This is a genomic window from Roseivirga pacifica, from assembly GCF_900111145.1.
Classification (GTDB): Bacteria; Bacteroidota; Bacteroidia; order Cytophagales; family Cyclobacteriaceae; genus Roseivirga; species Roseivirga pacifica.
In genome coordinates this window covers 223,573-236,078 of sequence record NZ_FOIR01000004.1, presented here as the reverse complement: position 1 = coordinate 236,078, position 12,506 = coordinate 223,573, and the positions used below count along the sequence as shown (strand labels likewise).

The window sequence follows — 12,506 nt, the reverse complement described above, 5'->3', positions numbered from 1 at the left end:
CAACATAGGTGAGCGAAAATTCGTTTCGCAGCTGTAAATTTACGCAACACCGAGGCTAAATGGAGCAAATAATTGTAATAAGTGCTTTTTGCGTTATGAGTGGTGCTTAACTAGGTCAGTTTTATTTGCAGTTCCGAAAAGCTACTAATCTCCACATCGGGCTGCAAATGTTCGGTTTTTAGGCCATGAATATTTAGCCAAACAGTTTTCATGCCGGCACTTTGTGCGGCTTTTAGCCCCGAAACGGAATCTTCAATTACCAGACAGTCTGCAGGTGCTACTTGCAGTTTTTTGGCAGCAGTAAGGTAAACAGCAGGGTGTGGCTTGCCTTGCTTTTCATCTTCAGCAGAAATTGTGATGTCGAAGTATTTAGTAACACCAACCTGATTTAAGATAGCGGGTATAAGGTAAGCGGGGGAGTTAGTGGCTAAGCCAATTTTAAGGTCTTTTTCTTTAAAAAAATCTAGCACTTCAATTACACCATCTATTGCTCGGCCTTCTGACACAATGAGTTCTTCAACCCGATGGATTACGGCTTGTTCTGCCGCTTGTAGCGATGGCCCTTGCCATGGGCTGAGGTTAAACCAAAACTCGGTTACGGCTTTGGTGGTCATGCTGGCAGTTTGCCCTGTGAGGTCTTCCGAAAGTGTAACCCCCAGACCTCCAAACACCTCTGCTTCGGCTCTTTTCCAAAGTGGTTCAGAGTCAATCAGCACACCATCCATATCAAAGATCACCGCTTTCATTGGGCTCGAAATTGATAGAAAGGGAGGTTCTAAGCAAGCCAACTGCACTATTCTTCATTCCCAATGTCAAAATAAAGCTTATCTTCAAGGTTTATGATTCAGGAACCCATCTACATTCTGACGGTTTTATGCGGCTTGATTTTTATAAGCGAGTGGTTGACTAAGCACACTTTTTTAAGGCATATCAGTGGGCCACTTTTGGTGATAATACTAGGTGCTGTTTTGGCCAACTTTGGACTTATTCCTTCGGCTTCCAATGCTAGCCCGGTTTACAGCGCCATCTTTAGTTATGTGGCACCCGCCAGCATTTTCTACTTGCTTCTTGGGGTGAATTTAAAGCAGCTGAAAAAGGCCGGTATGCCCATGCTTGTGGCTTTTGTACTTGGCGCAGCTGGCACCACGCTGGGTGTGATTGTAGCGTTACAATTAATTGATTACAAGACAGTTTTTGGTGCGCACTACGCAGCCATTGCCGGCATGATGACGGGAACTTATACTGGTGGAAGTGCGAATTTTAATGCCGTGGCTCTGCACTATGATATTGTGAGGGAAGGAGCTATTTACACTGGAATTGTAGTGGCCGATAATATTGTAACCGCTGTTTGGATGTTGGTTACTCTGAGCCTGCCTGTCTTTATGATGAAGTTCAGATCGAATCCGGTATTGCAGATGAAGGATGGAGATAAGATTGATGCCCATACCGAAAGAGAGCACGTAGGACCGCTACGCTTAGGGCTGATGCTCTTTATTGGTCTAGCAGCCATGTTTGTTTCGGATAAGCTAGCTGCCATTTCGGATATTCCGTCAGTGCTCATACTAACAACTATAGCTTTGGTTTTGGCTCAATGGAGGCTTGTTCAGCAAATTCCTGGGGCAAAAATGCTGGGTATGTTTTCGGTGTATCTCTTTTTGGTTGTTGTGGGAGCATTTTGCGAGGTAACGGCTCTGGTAGAGGTAGGCGAACATGCCTTCAATATTTTGCTTTTTACAGTTGCGATAGTATTAGTGCATGGCTTGTTTTTGGTGACTTGCGGTTGGCTGTTCCGTACCGATTGGTCCATAATTGCCATTGCTTCGCAGGCCAATATTGGTGGAGCAAGTACGGCTTTGGCTTTGGCGAAAAGTTTTAAACGAAGTGATCTGTTGCTTCCTTCAATTTTGGCAGGTTCGCTCGGTACTGGCCTTGGTACTTATCTCGGCTTTTTGGTTGCCGGGTTGGTTTAATCCAGTATTTCAAATATGCATCGAATACCAAGCCATGCTTCAGCTTTCTCGTAGCTGAATTCTTTGGTGTAGCTAGTGTTTGGTGTAGGTAAATTCCATCCACCACCTACGGCAATTCCTTCTAAATAAGTCATTTCTGCTACATTGTTAAACACGTTGTAGTAGCCAATCTGCTCTTTTGGGGTGTCGTATATATCGGTAAGTGTTTTTGAATTTTTAAGCGTTTTGCTTCTGTTCAGTTTAAAGGATTTAGAATTCTGATTAGCTAGGTCTTCTATTTGATCCAGTACCTGATTTGGTTGTCCTTTAAAACGCATTATGCCCCACTCTTTGGCACTTGGTAAACGGAATACAAAGTCTCTGGGAAAGCGCGCCCTCTCTCTTTTGCTCATGCCTTCCAATTCTTTCTTAAAGGTTTTGGTGCGCCACTCACAAAATGCTTCGGCTTGTTGGCGTGTAATCCCCACAATTGGCATTAGTGCCAACTCATCAGAAGCGTAAAACAGGCTCGCGAGTTCTTCTGCCGAAAGTTTTGGAAATGCATTTGTCCAAACCCCAAAGTTTGGTTCATTTTCGATAAAGGCTGCCGATGTTTTTCCTTGTTCATTGGCTATGCTCGCAAGAAACTCTTTGTATAAATAGGCGGGGGTCTCTGTAATTTCTAAGCAGAGTCTGTTGTTTAATGCCAAAGTGTTTCGGGCGCATAAATATTGTTCGTCCTGATTAAAGAAGTCGGGTTTTGGTGTGCTATTTTTAGTGAATAGTACAGAAAATAACACACCTACAAAAGTCCATAGGTACATAGCCAGCCAATTTGAATTGCCTCACACCACACAAGGCCATTCAATTTACGTAATTACTTTTGTTTTGAACTTTTCTGCTGAAAAATTAAGCTTTTGCTTGGTGGCGGAGTTAGCTCGCTGGCTCGAACAATGCACAGGTGGCCCCACCCGGATCTTGTATGTAACAAGTGCGACCGTAAGCACCCATGTCTTTTATTTCAGTCAAAAGTTTGCCGCCTTTGGCTTTTACCGTTTCTAGGCTTTTTTCCAAGTCTTCCACATTTATATAGATCATCCATTGCGATGGAATGTCGCTGTTAATGCCTGTTTTGTGGCATACACCAGCTTTAGCTTCACCATCGGCAAGCATGCTGTAATCGTTGTAATCGCCCATTGAAACTGGTTCTGGTTTCCAGCCTACAACTTCGGCATAAAAATCCTTTACTTCTTCAGCATTAGGAATGCTCAAGTCTATCCATCCAATGGTGCCAAATTTCTGCTCTTTCATAGTTTTATAGTTTTTCGAATGTGGCTGTTAGTGTGCGAAAAGTCTTCATACTAAAGTACCAAACTACCAATTCATTCGCGCTTTTAAAGAAGTAATATGCGCTAAATGGTGGTTTCCGTGCCAAGCATACATACCAATGACTTTAGCGAGTTTATTGGTTTTTCCATCATCAGGGTGAATGTAGGCTTTGTCTAAATCGGATTGGTTTAATGATTTGAGTAAGTGTACCCAGCGCATGTGTATTTGCTCCAAAAGGTCTAGCGAAGCCGAAATAGGCAGCGTGCTTTGAAAGGGTAGTGTTGCCCAAGCTTGTTCGTTGTAGGCTTTAATGGTGGGTTGATCTTCGGTGAGTGTCCAGCAAAAGCGAATATAGCTGTTCATGTGGCTGTCTGGCACATGATGAATCACTTGCCTGATCGTCCAGCCCTCGGGGCGGTATGGGGTGTCTAGTTGTTCGGTTGAAAGGCCAGCAACGGCCTCCTTCATTCTTTGGGGAAGCGTGGCGATCTCTTCAATCCATTGAGCAATTTGGTCTTTGTTAATGGGCTTTAAGGTTTCGAATTTGCCAATTGGGTAACTAAGCGAAGTTTTCATTTTAATGATTTGAAGATTGTTAAATAAAAAATGGGAACCGACTAGCTCCCATTTTTCTATGATTTATTAGGCTACACCTTCACCTCGAGAGGCTACCCATATGTCGAACCATTGTTGGCGGCTAAGTTTTACGTCAAGCGCAGCTACAGCAGACTTTATTCGCTTAATTTTTCCTGAGCCTACTACCGGAATTAAGCCAACAGGGTGTTGCAATAACCAAGCATACATTACCTGATCTATTGGTACGCCCATATGGTCGCTAATGCGGTGCAATACATTCTTAAGCGTTATAAAACGATGGGTTTGAGCTGTAAAAATGGCGCCACCTGCCAATGGAGACCAAGCCATTGGTCTAAGGCCATTTTCTTGGCAAAAATCGATATTACCATTTTCAAACTCTTGATGTGCCGCAACTGAAACCTCAATTTGATTGGTTACCAATGGAAAGTCTAAATGCGCTTGCAATGCCTTGAATTGGGCAGGCAAAAAGTTAGAAACACCAAAAGCTTTTACCTTACCTTCTTCCTTTAGCTTGTTAAAAGCTTTGGCGACTTCTTCTGGATTAATGTATGGATCTGGTCTGTGAATGAGCAATACATCTACATTGCTGCGCTTAAGCATTTTAAGCGAGTTTTCCGCAGACCATACAATGTGTTCAAAGCTAGTGTCGTAGTGCTTTATGTAGTTTTTTGGTCGTTTTTGACTAACTAATTGAATACCGCATTTGGTAACAATTTTAATTTTATCGTTCAGTTCAGGTGCCAATTCCATGGCCTTTCCAAACATTTTTTCGCACTGATAGTCGCCATATATATCGGCATGGTCAAATGTATCGATGCCCAATTCCAGGCACTGTTCTACCAACTGCACAGTATCCTTTGGTTGCATGTTCCATTCAGTCATTCGCCAAACACCATGCACCAATCTTGAAATGGATACTTCGTTGCTTAATTTTATTTGCTCCATTATTCTTGATTTATTTGCTAAAATTGAAATAAGAATTCAGAATACTAAACCCTTTTAATTTTTTGTAGATATGCTAACAATCTTTCATAACCCAAGGTGCCGAAAAAGTAGAGAAACACTTCAGATTTTAGAAGAAAGTGGCGAAATGTTAGAAGTGATTGAATACCTAAAGGAGGTGCCTTCTAAGGAAGAGCTGGAAAAGCTAATTGAAATGCTTGGTATAAAGCCTGAGCAACTATTGAGAAAAGGGGAGGCTATATATAAGGAACAATTTAAGGGTAAAACACTTACCGATGACGAATGGATTAAGGCTATGGTGGAAAACCCAAAATTGATTGAGCGCCCGATAGTTACCGATGGCGAAAAAGCTGTGATTGGCCGACCGCCAGAAAGCGTGAAAACACTTTTAGCATAGTTTTTACTGGTCACATTTTTTAGATGCTCCGTAATAGCCTATGCTAGATGAATTTATTTGGGTATGGTAAAGTAGAAGGTAGCGCCCGCGCCTATTTCGGAATCAACCCAAATTTCTCCTCCGTGCATGTTTACAATTTTTTTGCAGTGGGCTAGGCCTATGCCGGTGCCTTCATATGCATCTTTTTTGTGCAAGCGCTGAAACATCAAGAAAATCTTTTGATAGTGCTTTGAAGCTAAGCCAATGCCATTGTCTTTAACAGAAAACTGCCAATGCTTAGCTGTTTGTGTGCACTCAATCACAATATGTGGTGGGGTGTCTGGCCTTTTGAACTTTATGGCATTGCCTATTAAATTCTGAAAGAGCAACCTCAGCTCTGTTTTATAGCCTTTTACTTGTAAAGGGATGTCTGTCGTTTTTATTACTGCCCTATGTTCTTTTATCTGGGTTGATAGGTCTTGCTGAATGGTATTCAGCAATTGGTGGCAGTCTATAGTTGAAAGTACCTGATCTTTGCCAAGGCGATTGTAATCCATAATGTCTCTTACCAGCAGACTCATGCGCTGGCTTGCCTGCATAATGTAATCGAGCAACTGCTCGGCCTCGGGTTCTAGCTTGCCTTTATATTCTTGTTCAAAAATGTCGCACATGCTCATTAACGAGCGCAGGGGTTCTTGCAAATCGTGCGAGGTTATGTATGCTATTTGACTCAGCTCTTTGTTTTGAATCTCAAGCTGATGGTGGGCTTTTTTAAGCTCAGTTAGCTTTGTCTTTTGTTCTTTGTAGGTGATGAAGTAGTCGATTGTAATGCCCACAAATGGAACAATATAGGATATGGTTTTTAGGTAATGCCCTATGTTGAAATGAGGGTCGTAAAGTTCAGTAGACCCAAAGGCCATGTGTAATTGGGTTGCCAAAGCTGGCACCATGCTCCAAAGTAGGGCATAGCTAAAAATGTTGTTTTCTGTTCTCCGAAAACGCGGAAACGCCCAAAGTCCGAGAACTATAAATAGAATGAGTGGAATAACGTCATAAGGCCTTGTGATCCACTGATCGGGAAACTGTGTATTAGGTAGATTGTTGCTAACAGCACAAAATCGAACAACGGTGTACGAAATGATTAAGAAAATGAGGCTCGTAAATATCACAAACCGATCTTGAGCTGCTCTGTCTAGCTTTTTGTGTATTCCAAAAATGAATACACTTACACCTGCCAATAGAATAAGTGCATTGAACATTCGTGAGAAAGCCCACGTGAAAGGAATGAAATTGGAATTATCGTTTACTGAATGGGTGAGTTTTGTAGCAGCCAAGGCATGAAAGGCATCAATTCCACCTGTGCATAGCAGCGCTACCCCAATAATGGCAGTTGCCGCATTTTTGGTAATGCGGTACTGTGCAAAAGCTAACACTGCCGTAACTGCCGCAATGGTGACTGATGACCACTCTAGCAACAAATGGACAAATGCACCCGCTAGTGCCTCTAATAAATTTGCAGAGTCGGCAGTTGATAGGTTGTTGAAATTGGCTAGGTGAGTTTGTGAACCAAAATTGACTCCCAAAAGCAGAAGGATGATTGGGGCTATGGTAAAGCCGATTGTAGAATAAGCCAAATAGTTGGCTAATTGATTTTTGCTATTACCTAAACTCATAAACCCTGATAAAACTCGGTTGATTAAAAAAAGGGACATTAAAATAGTGTTTTTTTAATTGAATGCGCTCGTTTTATCAGTTGAAAAATTAATGGTTTTGTACTTTCTGTGGCTTCTATAAATACCTATGATGGTTTAGGAGAAATAGGCTTATTAATTTGTTAAAACGTGATAGTCCTCTGCTTTTAGCTCGAAGCGATTCTTTTATACCAGAATTGAATGGTCTTAAAAGAAGAATCCCAAACCTACAGGCTTGGGATTCTTCTTTTCCGTCAATAAAAACTGATTAGTCACCAGTCTATCAACTGGCTTAATATCCTAATATTTTAAGCATATGATCGTGAGTTTGCTCTTCAGCAAACACCTCGTAAGACAGTTTACCATTTTCGTCTCTGTCGATTAATAAGTGCTTAGGAGCCGGAATCAAGCAGTGCTGAATGCCTCCATAACCACCAAGCGACTCTTGGTACGCTCCTGTGTGGAAGAAGCCAACATAAAGCTTTTCGTCCTCTTCAATGTATGGCAAGAACACTTCAGAGCTATGTGCCTCTGAATTATAATAGTCCATACTGTCGCAGGTAAGCCCACCAAGGTTTACTCTATGGAAAGGGTGATCCCACTTGCTAATGGCAAGTAAAATATATTTTTGATTTAGTCCCCAAGCATCTGGCAGATGCGTAATGAAAGAACCATCAATCATGTACCAAAGCTCTTTGTCGTTTTGCTGCTTTTGGTCCAAAATAGAGTAGAAGAAAGCACCGCTTTCGCCTACTGTAAACGAACCAAACTCAGTAATCAAGTTCGGAACAGGTACATTGTTTTTGTTACAAATCCATTTAATGTTTTCAACAATTTGGTCAACCATGTAGGCATAGTCGTACTCAAATGTTAAAGAAGTTTTTATTGGAAAACCACCGCCAATATCAACCGTGTCTAGCTCAGGGCAAATCTTCTTTAATTCGCAGTATTGATACATAAAGCGGCTCAATTCACTCCAATAATAGGCGGTGTCTCGAATGCCTGTATTAATAAAGAAGTGAAGCATTTTCAGCTTCGCCTTTGTGCCCTGAATGTGTTCTTTGTAGTACGATATAATGTCGCTGTAGCGAATACCTAATCTTGATGTATAAAACTCAAAGTTTGGTTCTTCATCGGCTGCTACGCGAATGCCTACCTTAAAGTCTTTGTCGATGGCGGCTTTGTACTGGTCGAGTTCATTCAAATTATCAAGAATAGGAATCAGGTTGTCGAAACCATCATTGATCATTCCATTAATGTACTCGGTGTAAAGTGGGCGTTTAAACCCGTTACACACTACCAAAGTGTCTTTACTAATTTTGCCTTTTTCATACAAACTTCTCACAATCTGTATGTCGAAAGCAGAAGATGTTTCTATCTGGCAATTGTTTTCAATCACTTTGTCCAATACAAATTCAAAGTGAGAAGATTTGGTGCAGTAACAGTAGGTGTAAGTTCCGTTATAGTCGTGCTTTTTTATGGCATCGGCAAACCACTTTTTCGCATTTTGAATGTTTTGCGAAATTTTAGGTAAGTAGGTGATTCTTAAAGGGGTGCCGTATTTGTCTAATACTTTTTTTAAAGGCACTCCGTGGAACTCAAGGTATTTACCGTTTACCTTAAACTCTTCCGTAGGGAACTCAAACGTCTGATCGATCAGATCGAAGTAACTTTTCATTCAAAAACATTAAATCTAAGACCACAAATATGAAAACAATTTACGAATTGCTATTACCATGAGGGTAAATAATGCCCGCATTTCTGCAAAGGCTAAATAACATGGGCAATACGTTAATAAATCCTAAGATTTTGCCAATTTTACGCCTTAGTAAAAACACCCTAAATTTATCGGTATGTCTAACACTCCGATTTCAGATTTTATAGAACAAAACTATTTGCACTTCAATGCAGCGGCATTGGTTGATGCAGCAAAAGGCTACAAGGCACACCTTGCAGCTAATGGTAAAATGATGGTCACTTTGGCTGGCGCCATGAGTACTGCCGAGCTGGGCATAAGCCTGGCCGAAATGATTCGTGCCGATAAGGTGGATTTCATTTCCTGTACGGGCGCAAACCTCGAGGAAGACATCATGAACCTTGTGGCGCACTCTCATTACGAGCGTGTACCAAATTATAGAGACCTTACTCCTAAACAAGAGTGGGACTTGCTCGAGCGGGGATTGAACAGGGTAACTGATACCTGTATTCCTGAAGAAGAAGCATTCCGCAGATTGCAAAAGCATATTTTTCAGCAATGGAAAGATGCTGAAGATGCAGGCGAGCGTTTCTTCCCGCATGAATATATGTACAAAATGCTCCTTTCAGGAGATTTAGAACAATACTACGAGATTGACCCTAAAAACAGCTGGATGCTGGCGGCAGCCGAAAAGAACCTGCCGATAGTAGTACCGGGTTGGGAAGACTCTACCATGGGTAACATCTTCGCTTCTTATTGCATAAAAGGTGAATTGAGGCCATCGACCATGAAATCAGGCATAGAATATATGACCTTTCTGGCCGACTGGTACAAGGCCAATTCAGCGGGCAAAGGCGTAGGTTTCTTCCAAATTGGTGGAGGTATTGCGGGCGATTTTCCAATATGTGTGGTGCCAATGATGTACCAAGATTTGGAAATGCACGACATCCCTTTCTGGAGCTACTTCTGTCAGATATCCGATTCCACCACCAGCTACGGTTCTTATTCTGGCGCAGTGCCAAATGAGAAGATCACTTGGGGTAAACTCGATATCGATACGCCTAAATACATTGTAGAGTCGGACGCTACCATTGTAGCACCTTTAATGTTCGCCTACATTTTGGGTAAGTAGAACTAAAGAACACCTATGAGAAAAATTAGACTTGTTGAAGTACGTTCGGAACTTGCAGCAGGTACGCGAGGCGCGAGTATGGGCATTGATGCAATGAGAATTGCGAGTATCAAGAGAAGGTCCAACTTTTTTATGCGCTTTGAACCTGTTAGCGTTCAGGACGAGAACAAATTACTGTTTGGCGATCCGCAGTTTAAATGGGCCAAGTATGGCGAAGGCGTGTACACAATGCTCAACAGAGTGTGCGACACGGTTGAAGGTTTGAGAAAAGAGAAACTGTTTCCTATTGTGCTGGCGGGCGATCATTCGACTGCGGCCGGCACAATTTGTGGCATTAAAAAGGCTGATCCAGGTTTACGCCTTGGTGTTATCTGGATCGATGCTCATGGAGACTTTCACTCACCGTACACTTCGCCAACAGGCAATATGCACGGCATGCCTTTGGCAATGGTTACCGCTACCGATAATGCAGAAAACGAAGCCAACGATGTGGAGGAAGAAACTGAAGCACTGTGGGAGAAGATAAAGCAGATTGGTGGCAACGGACCAAAAATAAACCCAGATGACATTGTATATGTTGGGGTGAGAGACACCGAAGCGCAAGAAGATTACCTGATTGAAAAGTTTGGTATTCGCAACTTTAAAACCGCTGAGGTGAATGAGAAAGGTGTTGCCAAAATTGCTGAGGAGGCGCTTGAGATTTTGAAAGACTGCGACCAGATCTACATCTCTTTCGATGTGGATAGTTTGGATACTTCTGTTTCAACCGGAACGGGAACTCCAGTGCCAAATGGTCTTTCTAAAGAACAAGCTTTCGAGCTAAATAGAACATTAATAAAAGATAAAAGAGTGTGCTGTTGGGAGATAGTGGAGGTGAACCCAACTTTGGACACAGAAAATAAAATGGCGGAACATGCTTTCGACATTTTGGAAGCCACCACAGAATCGTTAATCGAGAATTTCTAATTAATGGAGTTACAAATTAAAGAGGCCATTTCGGCAGCATTAAAAGCACTTTACGACCATACAGTTTCTGCAGAAGAAATTGCGTTACAACCAACCAGAAAAGAGTTTGAGGGTACATATACCTTTGTAACCTTTCCTTTTGCAAGGGTTTCGAGAAAAAGCCCAGAGCAAACCGCAACAGATATTGGCGAGCATATTCAGGCCAATGCAGCGGAGGTTGCTGCTTTTAATGTAGTAAAAGGTTTTTTGAATATCAGTCTTTCCGAGGCCTCTCAAGTGAATCAGTTTGCAGGCATTTTTAATGGTGTAGATGTTAGCCAATCGGCTATTTTTCAGCAGACTGCAACTGGCAAAACCGTGGTGGTGGAGTATTCTTCGCCAAACACCAATAAGCCGTTGCACCTTGGTCACTTACGTAACAATTTCTTAGGTAATTCAGTATCGCGCATTTTGGCTGCTGCTGGCTATAATGTGCAGAAGGTGCAAATTATTAACGATCGCGGAATCCACATTTGTAAATCCATGTTGGCTTGGCAAAAGTTTGGCGAAGGCGAAACTCCTGAGTCTTCTGGCTTAAAAGGCGACCACTTGGTGGGTAAATACTATGTGGCTTTCGATAAGGCTTACAAAGCAGAAATTGCTGAGCTTGTTGCTGGTGGCATGGGCAAAGAACAAGCCGAGAAAGAAGCCCCTTTGTTGCTAGAAGCGCAGGCCATGCTGAAAAAATGGGAAGCCAAAGATCCAGAAGTTTATGCCCTTTGGGAGAAAATGAACGGCTGGGTCTATAGTGGTTTCAATGCTACTTACGAACGCATGGGCGTTGATTTCGATAAGCTTTATTATGAAAGTGATACTTACCTTATCGGGCGCGATCGTGTGATGGAAGGCCTTGAAAAAGGGGTGTTTTATAAAAAGGAAGATGGCTCTGTTTGGGTTGATTTAACAGACGAAGGCTTGGATGAAAAACTATTGCTAAGAAGCGATGGTACTTCTGTTTATATGACACAGGATATAGGCACCGCGCTGATGCGTTTTGACGACTATCCTGACCTTAGTCAGTTGATTTACACAGTAGGAAACGAGCAGGAATATCATTTCAAAGTACTCTTTTTAATTCTGAAAAAACTCGGTTACGCTTGGGCCGATGCTTGCTACCACCTGTCGTACGGTATGGTAGATTTGCCTTCAGGAAAAATGAAGTCACGAGAAGGCACCGTAGTAGATGCTGATGACTTGATGCAGGAAATGGCTGATACCGCCAAAGCCCGCACAGAGGAGCTTGGTAAAATCGAAGGCTTTACAGAAGAACAAGCCAAAGAACTTTACGAAATGCTAGGCTTGGGCGCCATTAAGTACTTCTTACTGAAAGTTGACCCGAGAAAACGCATGCTTTTCAATCCTGAAGAATCTATTGAATTTCAAGGGAATACGGGACCGTTTGTGCAGTACACTCATGCACGAATTAGTGCCATTTTGCGTAAGGCGCAGCAGCTAGGTGTAAGTATGGAGGACATTAACTTCGATGGCATTGAGGAGGTGCATCAAAACGAAAAGGATTTGATTTACGCTTTGAGTACCTATCCTGAGAAGTTGCAACTGGCAGCAGATACTTACTCTCCGGCTATTATCGCGCAGTATGTTTACGATTTAGCCAAAGAATACAACAGGTTCTATACCGAGCTTTCTATTTTCAATGAGTCAGACGATACTTTGCAGCAGTTCCGAGTGGCACTTTCTGCTTTAACTGCTCAAACCATTAAGGTGGGTATGGGCTTGTTGGGTATTCAGGTTCCAGAACGCATGTAAT

12 protein-coding genes are annotated in these 12,506 nt (G+C 42.2%); 5 read left to right on the top strand and 7 right to left on the bottom strand.

The window, feature by feature from the left end; translation table 11 throughout:
- Positions 1 to 110: 110 nt before the first annotated feature.
- Positions 111 to 794: a hexitol phosphatase HxpB gene (gene hxpB / locus BMW98_RS18120; RefSeq protein WP_262501616.1), complete on the bottom strand. Its 684-nt coding sequence runs from the start codon at positions 792 to 794 to the stop codon at positions 111 to 113.
- Positions 795 to 839: 45 nt separating this feature from the next.
- Between hxpB and BMW98_RS18115 the strand changes: the two genes are divergently transcribed.
- Positions 840 to 1,970 carry a DUF819 family protein gene (locus BMW98_RS18115; protein ID WP_090260536.1) on the top strand — a complete coding sequence of 377 codons (1,131 nt, stop codon included), beginning with the start codon at positions 840 to 842 and terminating at the stop codon, positions 1,968 to 1,970.
- On the opposite strand, the gene BMW98_RS18110 is transcribed toward BMW98_RS18115, so the two are convergent.
- The 4 genes from BMW98_RS18110 to BMW98_RS18095 all read right to left on the bottom strand — a co-directional run bounded on the left by BMW98_RS18110 (position 1,967) and on the right by BMW98_RS18095 (position 4,820).
- A complete protein-coding gene (locus BMW98_RS18110) occupies positions 1,967 to 2,773 on the bottom strand; it encodes an SUMF1/EgtB/PvdO family nonheme iron enzyme (RefSeq protein ID WP_090260534.1) in 807 nt (268 codons plus the stop codon). The genes BMW98_RS18115 and BMW98_RS18110 overlap by 4 nt on opposite strands.
- A gap of 109 nt (positions 2,774 to 2,882) precedes the next feature.
- On the bottom strand, positions 2,883 to 3,260 hold the full coding sequence (locus BMW98_RS18105) for a VOC family protein (RefSeq protein WP_090260532.1): 378 nt from the start codon (positions 3,258 to 3,260) through the stop codon (positions 2,883 to 2,885).
- Between the two features lie 63 nt (positions 3,261 to 3,323).
- Positions 3,324 to 3,854: a YfiT family bacillithiol transferase gene (locus BMW98_RS18100; protein WP_090260531.1), complete on the bottom strand. Its 531-nt coding sequence runs from the start codon at positions 3,852 to 3,854 to the stop codon at positions 3,324 to 3,326.
- 66 nt (positions 3,855 to 3,920) lie between these two features.
- Entirely contained in the window at positions 3,921 to 4,820 is a 900-nt protein-coding gene (locus BMW98_RS18095) for an aldo/keto reductase (protein ID WP_090260529.1), read from the bottom strand.
- 70 nt (positions 4,821 to 4,890) lie between these two features.
- On the opposite strand from BMW98_RS18095, the gene arsC reads away from it, so the two are divergent.
- Positions 4,891 to 5,235 (top strand): arsenate reductase (glutaredoxin), encoded by a 345-nt coding sequence (arsC, locus tag BMW98_RS18090; protein WP_090260527.1) that lies wholly within the window; start codon positions 4,891 to 4,893, stop codon positions 5,233 to 5,235.
- 53 nt (positions 5,236 to 5,288) lie between these two features.
- Here the strand turns inward: arsC and BMW98_RS18085 are convergent, their stop codons facing one another.
- Positions 5,289 to 6,887 (bottom strand): sensor histidine kinase, encoded by a 1,599-nt coding sequence (locus tag BMW98_RS18085; RefSeq protein WP_162844616.1) that lies wholly within the window; start codon positions 6,885 to 6,887, stop codon positions 5,289 to 5,291.
- Positions 6,888 to 7,197: 310 nt separating this feature from the next.
- Positions 7,198 to 8,583, bottom strand: a complete 1,386-nt coding sequence (locus BMW98_RS18080) for a type III PLP-dependent enzyme domain-containing protein (RefSeq protein WP_090260524.1) — start codon at positions 8,581 to 8,583, stop codon at positions 7,198 to 7,200.
- A 175-nt stretch (positions 8,584 to 8,758) separates the two neighbouring features.
- Here BMW98_RS18080 and BMW98_RS18075 point away from each other — a divergent pair, with 175 nt between their 5' ends.
- The 3 genes from BMW98_RS18075 to argS are packed head-to-tail and all read left to right on the top strand — an operon-like array spanning position 8,759 to position 12,505.
- A complete protein-coding gene (locus BMW98_RS18075; protein WP_090260522.1) occupies positions 8,759 to 9,733 on the top strand; it encodes a deoxyhypusine synthase family protein in 975 nt (324 codons plus the stop codon).
- A gap of 15 nt (positions 9,734 to 9,748) precedes the next feature.
- Positions 9,749 to 10,699, top strand: a complete 951-nt coding sequence (locus BMW98_RS18070; protein WP_090260520.1) for an arginase — start codon at positions 9,749 to 9,751, stop codon at positions 10,697 to 10,699.
- Between the two features lie 3 nt (positions 10,700 to 10,702).
- Positions 10,703 to 12,505, top strand: coding sequence for an arginine--tRNA ligase (gene argS, locus BMW98_RS18065; protein ID WP_090260518.1), 1,803 nt, complete (start codon positions 10,703 to 10,705; stop codon positions 12,503 to 12,505).
- Position 12,506: the final 1 nt, after the last annotated feature.